The following is a 16,846-nucleotide window of genomic DNA, read 5'->3' as shown; positions in this document are numbered from 1 at the left end:
GGGGAGCCGGAGACCGGCGTTCCGGCCCGGCAATGCCGGGCCGGTGACGGGGTCTTACCAGCGGTAGTGCGCGAAGGCCTTGTTGGACTCCGCCATCTTGTGGGTGTCCTCGCGCCGCTTGACGGCGGCACCGAGGCCGTTGCTGGCGTCGAGCAGCTCGTTCTGCAGGCGCTCGATCATGGTCTTCTCGCGGCGGGCCTTGGAGTACTGGACCAGCCAGCGAAGACCGAGGGTGGTCTGCCGCGGGGTACGGACCTCGACCGGCACCTGGTAGGTCGCGCCACCGACACGGCGGCTGCGGACCTCGAGGGTCGGCTTGACGTTGTCCATGGCGCGCTTGAGCGTCACCACGGGGTCGGTCCCGTTCTTCTCACGGCAGCCCTCCAGGGCGCCGTAGACGATCCGCTCGGCGAGCTGACGCTTGCCGCCGACCAGGATCTTGTTCACCAGCTGGGTGACCAGCGGCGAGTTGTAAACCGGGTCCGGAACCACCGGGTGGCGCGGAGCGGGGCCCTTACGCGGCATGTCAGCTCTTCTCCTTCTTCGCGCCGTAACGGCTGCGGGCCTGCTTGCGGTTGCGGACACCCTGGGTGTCCAGCGAACCACGGACGATCTTGTAGCGGACGCCCGGGAGGTCCTTCACACGGCCGCCACGCACGAGCACGATCGAGTGCTCCTGCAGGTTGTGGCCGACGCCCGGGATGTACGCCGTGACCTCGATCTGGCTGCTGAGCTTCACACGAGCGACCTTGCGCAGCGCAGAGTTCGGCTTCTTGGGGGTGGTGGTGTACACGCGCGTGCACACGCCGCGCCGCTGGGGACTTCCCTTCAGCGCCGGCGTCTTGGTCTTGCTCGTCTTCGCCTGGCGGCCCTTACGGACCAGCTGCTGGATCGTGGGCACCGGGTTTCTCCGCTCCCTTCGGCCGCCCTTCAGCGGCCGCACCGTCTTCGTTATGCCTTGTGTACGAGCCGTCCCGGATGGAACGCCCCGCACCCGCGGTCGGGCGTGTCGTCCGGCTCACGGTCCCGCCGCACGCACGTCGCGCGCAGCGAGTCTTGTCTTTGTCGGGCTCAGCCCGTCGTGCTCGTCGCCCCGTCGGTACTACAGACTCGGGCGCACGCACGAGTTGCCCGGGCGAGCCCGGGCACGAGGGGAAAGAGTACCCACCACAGGCACGCAGGTCAAAACGAGCCCGCTTGACCAGCCAGCCTGACGATGGACATCTCCGCTTATCAAGTGTACCGGGTGCTCTGCCGCCACAACGCCGCGGTGCCTGTTTCGGCACGACGCGGCCTCACGAGGACTGCAACACCATCACCAACAGCAGCACAAGCACCGCAATTCCCACTCCCGCCCCACCGCAGGAGATCCCCGCCACGGCCACACCGCGACCGGTGAAGCGCACGCGGCCGCCCTGGCCGGAGCGCGTGATCTGGCGCCGTGCGATCAGTCCCAGCGCGATCGCACCGCCACCCACCAGGGCCCCGAGCAGGGCGAACGCGCCGGCCACCACCCCACCCCAGCCCTGCGGCGCACCTGCGATGCCAAAGCACAGCACGAGCGTGGCGACCAGGATGGAAGCGATGCCGGCGATGAGCGAGCCGATGGCGAGCCCCGACGTGATCGGCACGACGCGCAACTGGACCAGCCCGAATTCCGTGCCTGCCACCGGTTCGACCCGCTCGGGCGTCCACGCCTCCCCGGGCCGCGGCGGCATCGCCACCGGTGGACGCGGCTGTCCCGGCCACGAACCTGGCTGCTGTGTCACGGACCGTCCCTCTCGCCGCGTACCGCTGGATCTCGAGCATGTCACCCGAAGGTGGGCGCGCGCAGCCCGAGGCGGGTCAGTCGGTGCCGGGGGCGTAGTCCACGCCGCCCGGAGTGGCCGCGAGGTGCAGCAGACCCGCGATCGCGGCCACCACCAGCGTGGTCAGGGCCAGCACGATGCCGGCCCAGGCCAGCCGGCGGCCGCGGCGTACCCATGTGGAGCCGGTGAGGTAGCCGCCCGCGGCGAACTGCTCGCGGGCGACCTGGCGCGCGAGCAGGAGGGTGATGGTGGCGGGAATCACGCCGCCGACGAACGCTCCGGTGACGAACGCCATCAGCCCGAGCGCGAAGACGGCGCGCGCCTTCGTCGACGGTGCCGGCTCCGGATCCATCGGGTGGCGGGTGGGCGCGGCGGGGGCGGGGAGCGTCACCCGTCCATCTTAGGAAGAAACGCCGAGGGCGGCCGCGCTGCTGCGCGACCGCCCTGTGCGTTGCTGCGGAAACCCTTAGCGGTACGACCCGAAGTCGAAGTCGTCCAGCGGCACTGCCTGCCCGCTGGCCGGCCCGAAGCCGTAGTCGGTCTCGGGGTAGCCGGTCATCGAGTACACCTTGGCCTTCGCCTCCTCGGTGGGCTCGACCCGGATGTTGCGGTACTTGCTGATGCCCGTACCGGCCGGGATGAGCTTACCGATGATGACGTTCTCCTTGAGGCCGACGAGCGAGTCGCTGCGCGAGTTGATCGCCGCGTCGGTGAGCACCCGGGTGGTCTCCTGGAAGGAGGCCGCCGAGAGCCAGGAGTCGGTCGCCAGCGACGCCTTGGTGATACCCATGAGCACCGGACGACCGGCGGCGGGCTCGCCGCCCTCGCCGACGAGCCGGCGGTTCTCCGACTCGAACAGCGCCCGGTCGACCAGCACGCCCGGCAGGAACTCCGAGGCGCCCGAGTCGATGACCGTCACCCGCTTGAGCATCTGGCGGATGATGATCTCGATGTGCTTGTCGTGGATGAGCACACCCTGCGAGCGGTAGACCTCCTGGACCTCGCTGGTCAGGTGGACCTGGACCGCACGCGGACCCATGATCCGCAGAAGCTCGTGCGGGTCGATGGTGCCCTCGGTGAGCTTCTCGCCGACGCCCACGTGGTCGCCGTCGTGGAACCGCAGCTTGACGCGCTTCGAGATCTTGTCGTACACGATCTCGTCGCTGCCGTCGTCCGGCACCACGATGATCTTGCGGGAGCGCTCGCCGTCCTCGATCCGCACGCGGCCCGGGGTGTCGGCGATGGGCGCCTTGCCCTTGGGGACGCGGGCCTCGAAGATCTCCTGCACACGCGGCAGACCCTGGGTGATGTCCTCACCCGCGACACCACCGGTGTGGAAGGTACGCATCGTCAGCTGCGTACCCGGCTCACCGATGGACTGGGCGGCGATGATGCCGACCGCCTCGCCGATGTCGACCGACTTGCCGGTCGGCAGCGAGCGGCCGTAGCAGGCCGCGCAGACGCCGAGCTTCGACTCACAGGTCAGCACGCTGCGGACGCGGACGTTCTCGACGCCGGCGGCCACGAGCTTGTCGACCAGGATCGAGTTGAGATCGTCGCCACGCGACACCACGCGGTTGCCCTGCGCGTCGTCGATGTCGTCGGCCAGGGTGCGCGCGTGGACGCCGGTCTCGGCGTGCGTGTGCACGACGAGGGTGCCGTCCTCGAGCTTGTCCGCCACCTGCATCGGGATCGCGCGGTCGGTGCCGCAGTCCTCCTCGCGGATGATGACGTCCTGCGAGACGTCCACCAGACGCCGGGTCAGGTAACCCGAGTCGGCGGTACGCAGCGCGGTGTCGGCCAGACCCTTACGAGCACCGTGCGTGGAGATGAAGTACTCCAGCACGGTCAGACCCTCGCGGTACGACGACGTGATCGGCCGCGGGATGATCTCGCCCTTGGGGTTGGCCACCAGACCACGGATCGCGGCGATCTGCCGGAGCTGGAGGAGGTTACCGCGGGCGCCGGAGTTGATCATCACCCAGAGCGGGTTCTCCTGCGGCAGCGCCGTCTCCATCTCCTTCGAGATGTCCTTGGTCGCGTTGGTCCAGATGTCGATGAGCTCGCCGCGGCGTTCCTCGGCGGTCATCAGACCCCGCTGGTACTGCTTGTCGATGCGGTCCGCCTCGCCCTGGTAGCGGGCGATGATCTCCGGCTTGCGCGGAGGACCGATGACGTCGCCCATGCCGATCGTCACACCGGACCAGGTGGCCCAGTGGAAGCCGGCCTCCTTGAGCGCGTCCAGGGTCGCCGCCAGGGCCACCTTGGGGAAGCGCTCGGCGAGGTCGTTGACGATCGCGGAGAGCTGACCCTTGCGGATCTCGTAGTTGACGTACCGGTAGCCCGGCGGCAGCGTCTCGTTGAAGATCACCCGGCCCAGGGTGGTCTCGATGAGCAGCGGGTCGCCCTGCTGCCACTCCTCCGGCGTCTCCCACGGGGCCTTGCCGGCGCCGTTGTCGACACCGACGACCTCGCGGAGCCGGATCTTGACCGGCGCCTGCAGGTGCAGCTCGCCGTTGTCGAACGCCATCCGCGCCTCGGCGTCCGAGCTGAACACCCGGCCCTCACCCTTCGCGCCCGGCGTCAGGTGGGTCAGGTGGTACAGCCCGATGACCATGTCCTGGGTGGGCATGGTGACCGGCTTGCCGTCGGCCGGCTTGAGGATGTTGTTCGACGAGAGCATCAGGATCCGGGCCTCGGCCTGCGCCTCGGCCGACAGCGGCACGTGCACCGCCATCTGGTCACCGTCGAAGTCGGCGTTGAACGCCGTGCAGACGAGCGGGTGGATCTGGATCGCCTTGCCCTCGACCAGCTGCGGCTCGAAGGCCTGGATGCCGAGGCGGTGCAGCGTCGGCGCGCGGTTCAGCAGCACCGGGTGCTCGCTGATGACCTCTTCCAGGACGTCCCACACGACCGGGCGCTGCCGCTCGACCATGCGCTTGGCCGACTTGATGTTCTGCGCGTGGTTGAGGTCCACCAGGCGCTTCATCACGAACGGCTTGAACAGCTCCAGCGCCATCTGCTTCGGCAGGCCGCACTGGTGCAGCTTGAGCCGGGGGCCGACGACGATGACGGAACGGCCGGAGTAGTCGACGCGCTTGCCCAGCAGGTTCTGCCGGAAACGGCCCTGCTTGCCCTTGAGCATGTCGGACAGCGACTTCAGCGGGCGGTTACCCGGGCCGGTGACCGGCCGGCCGCGGCGGCCGTTGTCGAACAGCGCGTCGACGGCCTCCTGCAGCATCCGCTTCTCGTTGTTGACGATGATCTCGGGCGCGCCCAGGTCGATCAGGCGCTTGAGCCGGTTGTTGCGGTTGATGACCCGGCGGTACAGGTCGTTCAGGTCGCTGGTCGCGAAGCGGCCACCGTCGAGCTGCACCATCGGGCGCAGGTCCGGCGGGATGACCGGGACGCAGTCCAGCACCATGCCCAGCGGCGAGTTGCGGGTGTTCAGGAACGCGGCGACGACCTTGAGCCGCTTGAGCGCACGGATCTTCCGCTGGCCCTTACCGGTGCGGATGATCTCCCGCAGGTTCTCGGCCTCGGCGTCCAGGTCCATGTTCTCGAGCAGGGCCTTGATGGCCTCGGCGCCCATGCCACCGGTGAAGTACTCACCGAAGCGGTCCCGCAGCTCGCGGTAGAGCAGCTCGTCGGTGACCAGCTGCTTGCTGTCGAGCTTGCGGAAGGTGTCGAGCACCTCGTCGAGCCGGTCGATCTCGCGCTGCGCCTTGTCGCGGATCTGGCGCATCTCGCGTTCGCCGGCCTCCTTGACCTTGCGGCGCACGTCCGCCTTGGCACCCTCGGCCTCGAGCTCGGCGAGGTCCTGCTCCAGCTTGGCGGCGCGCTTCTCGATCTCGGAGTCGCGGCCGTTCTCGGACTGCCGCTTCTCGGCGAAGATCTCGTTCTCGATGGTGGACATGTCGCGGTGACGCGCTTCGGCGTCCACGCTCGTGACCACGTACGAGGCGAAGTAGATGATCTTCTCGAGGTCCTTGGGCGCCAGGTCGAGCAGGTAGCCCAGCCGGCTCGGCACACCCTTGAAGTACCAGATGTGCGTGACCGACGCGGCGAGCTCGATGTGGCCCATGCGCTCACGGCGGACCTTGGACCGGGTCACCTCGACGCCGCAGCGCTCACAGATGATGCCCTTGAACCGGACCCGCTTGTACTTGCCGCAGTAGCACTCCCAGTCCCGCTGCGGACCGAAGATCTTCTCGCAGAAGAGTCCGTCCTTCTCGGGCTTCAGGGTGCGGTAGTTGATCGTCTCGGGCTTCTTGACCTCGCCGTGCGACCACTGACGGATATCGTCCGCGGTCGCCAGGCCGATGCGCAACTCGTCGAAGAAGTTGACGTCGAGCACTTGGTCTATCCCTCGTGTTTCGCTTGCTCGGATGGTTTCCAGGCCGGCGGGGGTGTCCCCGGAGATTCACATCCCCGGGGACACCATCCGTCAGATCTCTTCGACGCTGCTGACGCCCTCGTTCGGGCGCCGGGACAGGTCGATGCCGAGTTCTTCCGCGGCCCGGAAGACCTCGTCGTCGGTCTCGCGCATCTCCAGGGCCACGCCGTCGCTGGACAGCACCTCGACATTGAGGCACAGCGACTGCAGCTCCTTGAGCAGCACCTTGAACGACTCGGGGATTCCCGGCTCCGGGATGTTCTCGCCCTTGACGATGGCCTCGTAGACCTTCACGCGGCCCAGGACGTCATCGGACTTGATGGTGAGCAGCTCCTGCAGCGCGTATGCCGCGCCGTAGGCCTGCATCGCCCAGCACTCCATCTCGCCGAACCGCTGGCCACCGAACTGCGCCTTACCACCCAGCGGCTGCTGAGTGATCATCGAGTACGGGCCGGTCGAGCGAGCGTGGATCTTGTCGTCGACCAGGTGGTTCAGCTTGAGGATGTACACGTAGCCGACGGAGATCGGGTCGGGCAGCGGCTCGCCGGAACGACCGTCGAAGAGCTGCGCCTTGCCGTCGCCGTTGACCAGCCGCTTGCCGTCGCGGTTGACGAGCGTCGACTCGAGGAGGCCCTTGATCTCCTCCTCCTGGGCGCCGTCGAAGACCGGGGTCGCGACGTTCGAGTCCGCGGGGGACTCGTGCGCCTCGATGGCCCGCAGCTGCCGCTTCCAGTCGGCGTCCTCGCCCTCGACCTCCCAGCCGGTCTTGGCGATCCACCCGAGGTGGGTCTCCAGAACCTGGCCGATGTTCATACGCGAGGGCACACCGAGCGGGTTCAGCACGATGTCGACCGGGGTGCCGTCCTCCAGGAACGGCATGTCCTCGACCGGCAGGATCTTCGAGATGACGCCCTTGTTGCCGTGCCGGCCGGCGAGCTTGTCGCCGTCCTGAATCTTGCGCTTCTGGGCGACGTACACCCGGACCAGCTCGTTCACGCCCGGGGGCAGCTCGTCGCCGTCCTCGCGCGAGAAGGTGCGGACGCCGATGACCGTGCCGGTCTCGCCGTGCGGCACCTTCAGCGAGGTGTCGCGAACCTCGCGCGCCTTCTCACCGAAGATCGCGCGGAGCAGCCGCTCCTCCGGGGTCAGCTCGGTCTCGCCCTTGGGCGTGACCTTGCCGACCAGGATGTCGCCGGGCACGACCTCGGCACCGATCCGGATGATGCCGCGCTCGTCCAGGTCCGCGAGCATTTCCTCGCTGACGTTGGGGATGTCGCGGGTGATCTCCTCCGGGCCGAGCTTGGTGTCGCGCGCGTCGACCTCGTGCTCCTCGATGTGGATCGAGGTGAGCACGTCCTGCTGCACGAGGCGCTGCGACAGGATGATCGCGTCCTCGTAGTTGTGGCCTTCCCAGCACATGAACGCGACGAGCAGGTTGCGGCCGAGGGCCATCTCCCCTTCGTCGGTGCACGGGCCGTCGGCGATGACCTGGCCGGCCTCGACCCGGTCGCCCTCGAAGACCACCGGCTTCTGGTTGACGCAGGAGCCGGCGTTGCTGCGACGGAACTTGTGCAGCAGGTACGTCCGGCGGTGGCCGTCGTCCTGGTGCACCGTCACGTAGTCGGCGCAGAGGTCCTCGACGACGCCGCCGACCTCGGCCACGACCACGTCACCGGCGTCGACCGCGGCGCGGTACTCCATGCCGGTGCCGACCAGCGGCGCCTCGGCCTTGACCAGCGGCACCGCCTGACGCTGCATGTTCGCGCCCATGAGCGCGCGGTTGGCGTCGTCGTGCTCGAGGAACGGGATCATCGCGGTCGCGACCGAGGTCATCTGCCGCGGCGAGACGTCCATGTAGTCGACGTCGGTGCCGGGCACGTAGTCGACCTCACCGCCCTTCCGGCGGACCAGGACGCGGTCCTCGGCGAAGGTGCCGTCGCTGGAGAGCGGGGCGTTCGCCTGGGCCTTGATGAACCGGTCCTCCTCGTCAGCGGTGAGGTAGTGCACCTCATCGGTGACGCGGCCGTTCTCGACCTTGCGGTACGGCGTCTCGACGAAACCGAACGGGTTCACCCGCGCGAAGGTCGAGAGAGCACCGATCAGGCCGATGTTCGGGCCTTCGGGGGTCTCGATCGGGCACATCCGGCCATAGTGGGACGGGTGCACGTCACGGACCTCGAAGCCGGCCCGCTCACGGGACAGACCGCCCGGGCCGAGCGCGCTCAGCCGGCGCCGGTGGGTCAGGCCCGCCAGCGGGTTCGTCTGGTCCATGAACTGCGACAGCTGCGACGTACCGAAGAACTCCTTGATCGCCGCCACGACCGGGCGGATGTTGATCAGGGTCTGCGGCGTGATCGCCTCGACGTCCTGCGTGGTCATGCGCTCGCGGACGACCCGCTCCATGCGGGAGAGGCCGACGCGGACCTGGTTCTGGATCAGCTCGCCGACCGTACGCAGGCGCCGGTTGCCGAAGTGGTCGATGTCGTCGGCCTCGTAGCCCTCCTCACCGGCGTGCAGCCGGCAGAGGTACTCGACGGTCTTGACGATGTCCTCTTCGGTGAGGGTGCCGCGGACGATCGGGACATCGATGTCCAGCTTCTTGTTGAACTTGTAACGGCCGACCTTGGCGACGTCGTACCTCTTCGGGTTGAAGAAGAGGTTGTCCAGCAGGGTCTGTGCGTTCTCCCGCGTCGGGGGCTCACCGGGACGCAGCTTGCGGTAGATGTCGAGCAGAGCCTCGTCCTGCCCGGCGATGTGGTCCTTCTCGAGCGTCGTCATGAGCAGCTCGGACCAGCCGAACCGCTCCCGGATCTGGTCCGCCGACCAGCCGATCGCCTTGAGCAGGACGGTGACGGCCTGCCGGCGCTTGCGGTCGATGCGGACGCCGACGGTGTCGCGCTTGTCGATGTCGAACTCGAGCCAGGCGCCCCGGCTCGGGATCACCTTGACGCTGGACAGGTCGCGGTCGGAGGTCTTGTCCGGCTCCTTCGTGAAGTACACGCCCGGCGAGCGGACGAGCTGACTCACCACGACGCGCTCGGTGCCGTTGATGACGAACGTCCCCTTGGGGGTCATCATCGGGAAGTCACCCATGAACACGGTCTGGCTCTTGATCTCGCCAGTGGTGTTGTTGGTGAACTCCGCGGTCACGAACAGCGGTGCGCAGTAGGTCAGGTCCTTCTCCTTGCACTCCTCGATCGAGGCCTTGACCTCGTCGAAGCGCGGAGAGGAGAAGGACAGCGACATTGTGCCGGAGAAGTCCTCAATGGGACTGATCTCTTCGAGGATCTCTGCGAGGCCCGAGTGGGCGTGCGGGTCATCCGTCGATCGGGCCTGCCATGCCTCGTTACCCACCAGCCAGTCGAAGGACTCCGTCTGGAGGGCAAGGAGGTTGGGGACCTCAAGTTGCTCGGTGATCCTGCCGAAAGAGATACGGCGGGGAGCGTAAGCGCTCGACGTACGACTGGTCTTCGCAGGGCGGGAAGCTGCCAAGATGCGTCCTTCCGAGGACCGGTGCTGCTGATGCGGCTGAGCTGCTGATGCAACTGTGTGCGCTACTGACTGCCGTCCCATTAACTGCCGGGCACTCCAATGAACCCCCAGGAAGTCATCCGGATGGATGTCCCTGCAGGGCTCAAGACAGAAGGCAGCGCAAACTAGCAGTGTAGCCGCTCGGCTAACCGCTGTCCAGCCCACACCGGAGGGGGCCTGCGGAACGTGTCCCCGCGGCCTCTGACCTGCGCCTCCACGGTCAGTGCCTCATGCGGGGCCGCTCGGAACGCGGCGAAACTCCCTCGGGTGCCGTCTGGGGGCCCGTCGTACGCGGTATACCCACAGAGCGGCTGTCGCAAGCGCGGAAACTTGCTGTAGTCAGCGTGCCTGTCGGCGGACACACAGTCAAGGGCTGTGCCGCGGGTCGGACCTGTGCCGTGCTCCGCCGGACACGGCATAGAGACCTTAACGCATGGATTAGGGGGTCCGGCGGCTTTTGTCCGTCAGCCTTCCGACCGTCCGCCACACCGGCGCTGACCTGCGGTTTCTTCCCGAAAAATCGCGCAGGCGGGGGCCCGGGAACGGGCCCCCGCCTGCGGCGAGGATGAAGCGGGTGGAGCTCAGGTCACTTGAGGGTGACCTTGGCGCCCTCGCCCTCGAGCTTGGCCTTGGCCTCCTCGGCCTTCTCCTTGTTGACACCCTCGAGGATCGCCTTGGGGGCGGCCTCGACGGCGTCCTTGGCCTCCTTGAGGCCCAGGCCGGTCAGCTCACGCACGACCTTGATGACCTGGATCTTCTTGCCACCGTCGGCCTCGAGGACGACGTCGAAGGAGTCCTTCTCGGCCTCGGCCGGGGCAGCCTCGCCGCCGCCGGCTGCGCCACCGGCGACCATCGCGACGGGCGCGGCGGCGGTGACCTCGAAGACCTCCTCGAACTGCTTCACGAACTCGGACAGCTCGATCAGCGTCATCTCCTTGAACGCGTCGAGCAGCTCGTCGGTGCTGAGCTTCGCCATGTCTGGCAACCTTTCGTTGTTTCCGTGGATGTAAGTCAACTCCGCGCGGGGCTGTCAGCCCTCGGCGGAACCGTCCTGCGCGCGCTTGTCCTGCAGTGCAGCCGCCAGACGTGCGACCTGGGCCAGCGGGGCCTGGAACGTGCCCGCGGCCTTGGTCAGGTTGCCCTTCATGGCGCCGGCCAGCTTGGCCAGCAGCACCTCGCGAGGCTCGAGGTCGGCGATCTTGCTGACCTCGGCGGCCGAGATGGCCTTGCCCTCGAACACACCGCCCTTGATCACCAGGACGGGGTGGCTCTTGGCGAAGGCCCGGAGGCCCTTGGCCGCCTCGACCGGGTCGCCGGTGACGAAAGCGAGCGCGGTAGGACCGGCGAAGAGCGCGTCGAGCCCCTCGATACCCGCGTCGCTGGCCGCCCGCTTCGCGAGCGTGTTCTTCGACACGGAGTACTTGGTCTCGCTACCGAGCGAGCGCCGCAGCTCGGTGAGCTCGGAAACCGTGAGGCCGCGGTACTCGGTCAACACGGTGGCCGACGAGTTACGGAAATGCTCCGTGAGCTCGGCGACGGCTGTGGCCTTGTCGGCCCGGACCGGCTTGTCCGCCATGTCCCTCCTCTCTCGTTGCTCAAGAGCCGCTGGCACGGATGCGGGCCCGAACAACGAGAAACGCCCCGGCGCAGGGCGCACGGGGCGGAGCATGGACACGCGCGGACGCGGCCATGATCACGAACCGTTCTCCCCTGCGCGGGCCGCCCGCCTTGCTGCGGGACCTTCGGCCGCGGCCTCCGTCGAACGACGGCGACTGCGGCGACCAGCGGTCTGTGGGTGGAACTTCAACACCGAAGAGTACGCGGCGGAGCGCCCCAGACCAAATCGGCTCAGCTCCGGCCGCGGCGAAGCCACCCGTACGCCGCCAGCACGGTCCCGGCCCACGCCAACGCCCACGCGCTGAGCAGCCAGAACGTCCCGGCGGGCGGAAGCGGAGCCCGTACGAGCGCCCGCGCGGTCGCCATGACGGGAGGCACCAGCCAGGGCGCGACCGAGCCCTGCAGTCCGAGCACGATGCCCAGCACCGCGCCGGTCACCAGCACCGTGACGCCGTTGCGGATCGTGCGCGTGACCGCCCGGCTGGCGAGCGCGCCGAGTGCCACACCGGCGAGGAGCGACAGCACATGGGCCAGCACGCCGAGGCCCACCCCGGCGGCGAGGGACGGCTCGGCACTGCCCGGCTCGGGACCTCGCACGGCGCCGAGCAGCAGCGGCGCCACGATGGCCGCCACGGCCAGGACCGACCCGGCCGTGGCGGCCGCCAGCGTGCCGGCGACCAGCTCGCGGGCCGGGCCGACGGTGATCCGGGCCAGCCGGCGCTGGACGTCCGGCTCGGTGTCGAGCACGACCTTGGCGAGCCAGGCGAACACCGGGAAGAGCGCCACGGCGGAGTAGCCGTACGCCGCGGCGGCCGACGACCGGCCACCGCCGTGCAGGATGCCCAGCAGGACCAGGCCGGTGATGAGCGGCGCGAGGACGCGGCCACCCCGCAGGAAACCGGCGAGGCGCATCCGGGTCAGGGCGATCATCGCGGCTGCTCCTCGCGTACCCCCAGAACACGGTGACCGTCGGCACGCAGCCCGGCCAGCGTCCGGTCGGCGTGCGCCCGGCGGACGGCGACCTCGATCACGACCTCGTCCGGGACTTCGGGCCGATCCGCGGCCGCGTGGAGCGTGCCGTCCGCGACGGTCCAGCGGACGGCCTCGGGCAGGCCGGCGATCTCTCCGCGATGGTCGCTGACCAGCACCGCTCCCCCGGCGGCCGTCACCTCGGCGACGATCTGCGGGATGAGGGTGCGGGCCTGGGCGTCGAGGCCCTCCCACGGCTCGTCCAGAACCAGGAGACCGGGCGTGACCAGCAGCGCCTGCGCCAGGCCCACCTTCTGGGCAGTGCCCTTGGACAGGGCGCTCAGCCGGGTGTGCCGGTGCTCGCCGAGGCCCAGCCGCTCGATCCAGCGATCCACCTCGGCGTCGCCGCGGAGGCCGCGGAGCGCTGCCATGGCAGACAGATATTGGTGTGCGGTGAACGGCTGATCCGCCGGGAAGCGCTCGGGCACCCAGCCGACGACCCGCGGACGGCCCCGGACGGCGCCCCGCACCGGGCGGAGCACCCCGGCGGCCAGCTGGAGCAGGGTGGACTTGCCGGCACCGTTGCGACCGAGCACGACCACGGTGGCCCCAGGCTCCACGGTGGCGTCTGCCGCGCGCAAGGTCCAGGGCGCACGTCGTGCGTACCGGAACCAGATCTGCTCGAATCGCACCCGCGCAGCCTCGCACAGAAGAAGCCCCCGGGGTTGTCCCCGAGGGCTTCTCTGTGGATGACGACCGTCAGTCCTGGGCCTCACGCAGGTTCTTGGTCACGTTCGGGTCGACCGGCACGCCGGGACCCATGGTGGTGCTGACCGTGACCTTCTTGAGGTACTTGCCCTTGGCGGCGGACGGCTTGGCCCGCAGCACCTCGTCGAGCACCGCACCGTAGTTGTCGACCAGCTGCTCGGCCGAGAAGGAGGCCTTGCCGATGATCAGGTGCAGGTTCGAGTGCTTGTCGACCCGGAAGGTGATCTTGCCGCCCTTGATGTCCGAGACCGCCTTGGCCACGTCCATGGTGACGGTGCCGGTCTTGGGGTTCGGCATGAGGCCGCGGGGGCCGAGGATCCGGGCGATACGGCCGATCTTGGCCATCTGGTCCGGGGTGGCGATCGCGGCGTCGAAGTCCAGCCAGCCGCCCTGGATGCGGGCGACGAGCTCGTCCGTGCCGACCTCGTCGGCGCCGGCCGCGACGGCCTCCTCGGCCTTCGCGCCCTGAGCGAACACGATCACGCGGGCGGTCTTACCGGTGCCGTGCGGCAGGTTGACCGTGCCACGGACCATCTGGTCCGCCTTGCGGGGGTCGACACCGAGGCGCATCGCGACCTCGACGGTGGCGTCGAACTTGGTGGGGCTGGACTCCTTCGCCAGCGTCACGGCCTCGACGGGCTGGTAGAGCTTCGAGGTGTCGATCTGCTCGGCGGCCTTGCGGTAGGCCTTGCTGCGCTGCATTTCTCGTACTCCTGTGGTTGATGGCGGGGCGCACACGCGCGCCCCTCCCACGACTTACTCGGGGTGTTGCCTCAATCAGATCTTGGTGACCTGGTTGAAGTTCAGCTCGACCGGCGTCTCCCGGCCGAAGATCGAGACCAGGACCTTCAGCTTCTGCTGGTCGGCGTTGATCTCGGAGATCGAGGCGGGCAGCGAGGCGAACGCGCCGTCGGTGACGGTGACCGAGTCGCCGACCTCGAAGTCGAGGACCTTCACCTCGGGCTTCGCCTTCTTCTCCTCGGCCTCGACGGCCGGGGCGAGCCACTTCAGCACCTCGTCCAGCGACAGCGGCGCCGGACGGTCGACCCGGTCGGTCGCGCCCACGAAGCCCGTCACGCCCGGCGTGTTGCGCACGCAGGAATACGACTCCGGGGTGAGGTCCATCCGGACCAGGATGTAGCCGGGGAAGACCTTGGCCTGCACCTGGTTGCGCTTGCCGTTCTTGACCTCGACCTCTTCGCGGGTCGGCACCTCGACCTGGAAGATGAAGTCCTCCATGTCGAGGCTCGTGATCCGGGTCTCGAGGTTGGTCTTGACCTTGTTCTCGTAACCGGCGTACGAGTGCACCACGTACCAGTCGCCGGGGGCGTAACGCAGCTTCTGGCGCAGCTCGGCGACGGGGTCGTAGTCCTCGTCGACGTCGGGCGCCTCGACATCAGGCGCCTCGGCCGCGGGCGCCTCCTCAGCGGGCGCCTCGGCGGCGGGCTCAGCGGCGGCCTCGACCGACTCGTCGTCGCCCGCGGTCGCCACCGAGGACTGCTCGTCGGCGGAAAGGGCGGTCTCGTCGTCGTACTCAGGCACGCTTGCTCACTTCCGTAACTATCAGCTTCAGTTGCCGAACGACGCCAGGATGGCCTTGCCGAACCCGTAGTCCAGCACGGCGACGATCGCGGTCATCACGGTGACGAAGGCGATCACGACGCCGGTGTAGGTCAGCAACTCCTTGCGGGTCGGCCAGATGACCTTACGCAGTTCACTGACGACCTCGCGGAAGAAACCGCCGATGCGGCCGCCACGCCGGCCTTCCTTCTTCGACTTCGGCTTGTCGGCGTTCTCGGTGCGCTCACGGACGGCGGTCCCGCCGCCGCGCGTCACCGGCTCGCCGGCCTCGTCGTCGTCCAGGAGCTCGTCGTCGGCGCCGTCGAACGCCTCGTCCTCGGGGCGGTCGCCTGCAGCGTCGTCACCGGGTCGCTTCCTCTCGGCCACTTCGCCCTCTTCCGTCGTCGGTCGGTGGATGGTGCATCAGCGCCCTACGCGGCGCTCGGTCGTACCGGCGGCCCGCGCCGGGCGGTCCGCCGCCGGGCCGATACGGGTTCGGTGCGCAGGGGTGACAGGACTTGAACCTGCAGCCTGCGGTTTTGGAGACCGCTGCTCTGCCAATTGAGCTACACCCCTACGTGAGGGCGGCCATGCCCACGCATCGCATGCGAAAGGCAGGGTCGATTACCCCACGGCGGACCAGTGTACGGGTTCGTCCCCGTGATTCCCAACCCGGGTCGCCACCCGGCCGGGTGGCGACCGGCGACGCCCGTCAGCGCTTGCGGATCGTGGCCTTCGCCATGGCCAGAACCTTCTCGCCGTTGCAGGTCGCGGTGATGTCGATCCGGGTGAGCCCGTCGTCGGTGACCTCCTTGACGACGCCGCTCACCACCACCTCGGTGCCCTCGTCGGTGTCCGGCACCGGGACCGGGCGGGTGAAGCGGACGCCGTACTCGACCACGGCGTCGGGGGCGCCGGCCCACAGGGTGACCGCGCGGCCGGCCAGCGCCATCGTGAACATGCCGTGGGCGATCACGCCGGGCAGGCCGACGCTCTTCGCGATTCGGTCGCTCCAGTGGATCATGTTGAAGTCGCCGGACGCGCCCGCGTACCGGATCAGGTCGGCCCGGGTGACCCGGAAGGTCTGGGTGGGCAGTTCCTCAGCCATGGTCTTCCTCCCCGCGCTGGACGAGCTTGGACCAGACCGTGACGACGGGCTCGCCGGCGTCGGTCGTGACGTCGGTCCGGGTCGTCATGAAGTCGTGGCCGCTCCGGGAGGTGATCTCCTCGACGGTGTTGACGCAGACCAGCGTGTCGCCGGCGACGACCGGGCGGGCGTACGCGAACTTCTGGTCGCCGTGCACGACGCGGCTGTAGTCCAGGCCGAGCGCGGGATCCTCGAGGATCTGACGGCTGGCGGCCATCGTGATCACCACCGGGAAGGTGGGCGGCGCGACGACATCGGGATAGCCGGCGGCGCGGGCGGCCGCGGGATCGTGATACTCCGCGTCGGTGGCGCCGATGGCCGAGGCGAACTCACGGATCTTCTCGCGGCCCACCAGGTAGGGCTCGGTGGCCGGCCAGCTGCGGCCGACGAAGGACTGGTCCAGGGGCATGAAGGGAAACTACCCTGCCCGCCGCGCCTGAACGCAGAAGCGGCGGCGCCCCGTGATCGGGGTGCCGCCGCGACTGGAAGGTTCAGCTCAGCGCGTCTCGCGGTGCAGGGTGTGCTTGCCGTCCCGGGGGCAGAACTTCTTCAGCTCGATGCGGTCCGGGTCGTTGCGGCGGTTCTTGCGGGTGATGTAGTTCCGCTCCTTGCACTCCGTACACGCCAAGGTGATCTTGGGACGGACGTCGGTCGCCTTGGCCACGGCGGGGTGCCTTCCTGCTCACGGGGTTCACATACGGCATATCAGCGTAGACGCTTGCCACGCGGACATGCAAAACGCCGGACGTTCGCCCGGGGTCGTACGGTATCCGGGACGAGTCCCGGACAGTAGCGGTGGCCGGACTTGAACCGGCGACACAGCGATTATGAGCCGCTTGCTCTGCCATCTGAGCTACACCGCCGCGCCAGGCTGAAATCCTGCGCCTGAGGGCGGATCACGAACCCGGGTGGAGCCCCCTTACGGAATCGAACCGTAGACCTTCTCCTTACCATGGAGACGCTCTGCCGACTGAGCTAAGGGGGCGCGCGCGATCTCTCGCTTGTTGCGCAGGGAGAAGCTTACACGGCCCCGCAGCCGAGGTGAAATCG

The 16,846-nt window shown here is 68.7% G+C and carries 16 protein-coding genes and 3 tRNA genes; all 19 read right to left on the bottom strand.

The window, feature by feature from the left end:
- Positions 1–54: 54 nt before the first annotated feature.
- The 19 genes from rpsG to ACIBO8_RS11165 all read right to left on the bottom strand — a co-directional run bounded on the left by rpsG (position 55) and on the right by ACIBO8_RS11165 (position 16,781).
- The gene (gene rpsG, locus ACIBO8_RS11255; protein ID WP_071803316.1) at positions 55–525 is read right to left on the bottom strand and encodes a 30S ribosomal protein S7; all 471 of its coding nucleotides are present in this window, start codon (positions 523–525) and stop codon (positions 55–57) included.
- Position 526: 1 nt separating this feature from the next.
- On the bottom strand, positions 527–901 hold the full coding sequence (gene rpsL / locus ACIBO8_RS11250) for a 30S ribosomal protein S12 (RefSeq protein WP_014440718.1): 375 nt from the start codon (positions 899–901) through the stop codon (positions 527–529).
- Between the two features lie 394 nt (positions 902–1,295).
- Positions 1,296–1,718 carry a hypothetical protein gene (locus ACIBO8_RS11245; protein WP_396115613.1) on the bottom strand — a complete coding sequence of 141 codons (423 nt, stop codon included), beginning with the start codon at positions 1,716–1,718 and terminating at the stop codon, positions 1,296–1,298.
- A 127-nt stretch (positions 1,719–1,845) separates the two neighbouring features.
- Positions 1,846–2,160 carry a hypothetical protein gene (locus ACIBO8_RS11240; RefSeq protein ID WP_396115612.1) on the bottom strand — a complete coding sequence of 105 codons (315 nt, stop codon included), beginning with the start codon at positions 2,158–2,160 and terminating at the stop codon, positions 1,846–1,848.
- A 114-nt stretch (positions 2,161–2,274) separates the two neighbouring features.
- The gene (locus ACIBO8_RS11235) at positions 2,275–6,165 is read right to left on the bottom strand and encodes a DNA-directed RNA polymerase subunit beta' (protein WP_396115026.1); all 3,891 of its coding nucleotides are present in this window, start codon (positions 6,163–6,165) and stop codon (positions 2,275–2,277) included.
- A 90-nt stretch (positions 6,166–6,255) separates the two neighbouring features.
- Positions 6,256–9,696, bottom strand: coding sequence for a DNA-directed RNA polymerase subunit beta (locus ACIBO8_RS11230; protein ID WP_364704307.1), 3,441 nt, complete (start codon positions 9,694–9,696; stop codon positions 6,256–6,258).
- A gap of 625 nt (positions 9,697–10,321) precedes the next feature.
- Positions 10,322–10,711 carry a 50S ribosomal protein L7/L12 gene (rplL, locus tag ACIBO8_RS11225; protein ID WP_396115025.1) on the bottom strand — a complete coding sequence of 130 codons (390 nt, stop codon included), beginning with the start codon at positions 10,709–10,711 and terminating at the stop codon, positions 10,322–10,324.
- A 54-nt stretch (positions 10,712–10,765) separates the two neighbouring features.
- Entirely contained in the window at positions 10,766–11,311 is a 546-nt protein-coding gene (gene rplJ, locus ACIBO8_RS11220) for a 50S ribosomal protein L10 (RefSeq protein ID WP_396115024.1), read from the bottom strand.
- 272 nt (positions 11,312–11,583) lie between these two features.
- Positions 11,584–12,282 (bottom strand): hypothetical protein, encoded by a 699-nt coding sequence (locus ACIBO8_RS11215; RefSeq protein ID WP_396115023.1) that lies wholly within the window; start codon positions 12,280–12,282, stop codon positions 11,584–11,586.
- Positions 12,279–13,013: an ATP-binding cassette domain-containing protein gene (locus ACIBO8_RS11210; protein ID WP_396115022.1), complete on the bottom strand. Its 735-nt coding sequence runs from the start codon at positions 13,011–13,013 to the stop codon at positions 12,279–12,281. The genes ACIBO8_RS11215 and ACIBO8_RS11210 overlap by 4 nt, the downstream gene beginning before the upstream one ends.
- Before the next feature lie 67 nt (positions 13,014–13,080).
- On the bottom strand, positions 13,081–13,791 hold the full coding sequence (gene rplA / locus ACIBO8_RS11205) for a 50S ribosomal protein L1 (protein ID WP_396115021.1): 711 nt from the start codon (positions 13,789–13,791) through the stop codon (positions 13,081–13,083).
- Positions 13,792–13,866: 75 nt separating this feature from the next.
- Positions 13,867–14,631 (bottom strand): transcription termination/antitermination protein NusG, encoded by a 765-nt coding sequence (gene nusG, locus ACIBO8_RS11200; protein ID WP_396115020.1) that lies wholly within the window; start codon positions 14,629–14,631, stop codon positions 13,867–13,869.
- 27 nt (positions 14,632–14,658) lie between these two features.
- On the bottom strand, positions 14,659–15,036 hold the full coding sequence (gene secE, locus ACIBO8_RS11195) for a preprotein translocase subunit SecE (protein WP_396115019.1): 378 nt from the start codon (positions 15,034–15,036) through the stop codon (positions 14,659–14,661).
- Positions 15,037–15,152: 116 nt separating this feature from the next.
- A tRNA-Trp gene (locus ACIBO8_RS11190) sits at positions 15,153–15,225 on the bottom strand.
- A gap of 136 nt (positions 15,226–15,361) precedes the next feature.
- A complete protein-coding gene (locus ACIBO8_RS11185) occupies positions 15,362–15,757 on the bottom strand; it encodes a MaoC family dehydratase (RefSeq protein ID WP_396115018.1) in 396 nt (131 codons plus the stop codon).
- The gene (locus ACIBO8_RS11180; RefSeq protein ID WP_396115017.1) at positions 15,750–16,205 is read right to left on the bottom strand and encodes a MaoC family dehydratase N-terminal domain-containing protein; all 456 of its coding nucleotides are present in this window, start codon (positions 16,203–16,205) and stop codon (positions 15,750–15,752) included. The genes ACIBO8_RS11185 and ACIBO8_RS11180 overlap by 8 nt, the downstream gene beginning before the upstream one ends.
- Before the next feature lie 87 nt (positions 16,206–16,292).
- Positions 16,293–16,460 carry a 50S ribosomal protein L33 gene (rpmG, locus tag ACIBO8_RS11175; RefSeq protein WP_067495822.1) on the bottom strand — a complete coding sequence of 56 codons (168 nt, stop codon included), beginning with the start codon at positions 16,458–16,460 and terminating at the stop codon, positions 16,293–16,295.
- Between the two features lie 126 nt (positions 16,461–16,586).
- Positions 16,587–16,659: transfer RNA gene (locus ACIBO8_RS11170), tRNA-Met, on the bottom strand.
- Positions 16,660–16,705: 46 nt separating this feature from the next.
- A tRNA-Thr gene (locus tag ACIBO8_RS11165) sits at positions 16,706–16,781 on the bottom strand.
- Between the last annotated feature and the right edge of the window lie 65 nt (positions 16,782–16,846).

This window comes from Actinoplanes sp. NPDC049681 (assembly GCF_044465265.1).
Classification (GTDB): domain Bacteria; phylum Actinomycetota; class Actinomycetes; order Mycobacteriales; family Micromonosporaceae; genus Actinoplanes.
This window is presented reverse-complemented; position numbering and strand designations above follow the sequence as displayed.

Bases quoted from the DNA above. Each gene is read 5' to 3' on its own strand.
- rplJ (WP_396115024.1), bottom strand. From the start codon at position 11,311: ATGGCGGACAAGCCGGTCCGGGCCGACAAGGCCACAGCCGTCGCCGAG.
- ACIBO8_RS11240 (WP_396115612.1), bottom strand. From the start codon at position 2,160: ATGGATCCGGAGCCGGCACCGTCGACGAAGGCGCGCGCCGTCTTCGCG.
- ACIBO8_RS11245 (WP_396115613.1), bottom strand. From the start codon at position 1,718: ATGCCGCCGCGGCCCGGGGAGGCGTGGACGCCCGAGCGGGTCGAACCG.
- rpsG (WP_071803316.1), bottom strand. From the start codon at position 525: ATGCCGCGTAAGGGCCCCGCTCCGCGCCACCCGGTGGTTCCGGACCCG.
- ACIBO8_RS11180 (WP_396115017.1), bottom strand. From the start codon at position 16,205: ATGCCCCTGGACCAGTCCTTCGTCGGCCGCAGCTGGCCGGCCACCGAG.
- rplL (WP_396115025.1), bottom strand. From the start codon at position 10,711: ATGGCGAAGCTCAGCACCGACGAGCTGCTCGACGCGTTCAAGGAGATG.
- ACIBO8_RS11185 (WP_396115018.1), bottom strand. From the start codon at position 15,757: ATGGCTGAGGAACTGCCCACCCAGACCTTCCGGGTCACCCGGGCCGAC.
- ACIBO8_RS11215 (WP_396115023.1), bottom strand. From the start codon at position 12,282: ATGATCGCCCTGACCCGGATGCGCCTCGCCGGTTTCCTGCGGGGTGGC.
- rplA (WP_396115021.1), bottom strand. From the start codon at position 13,791: ATGCAGCGCAGCAAGGCCTACCGCAAGGCCGCCGAGCAGATCGACACC.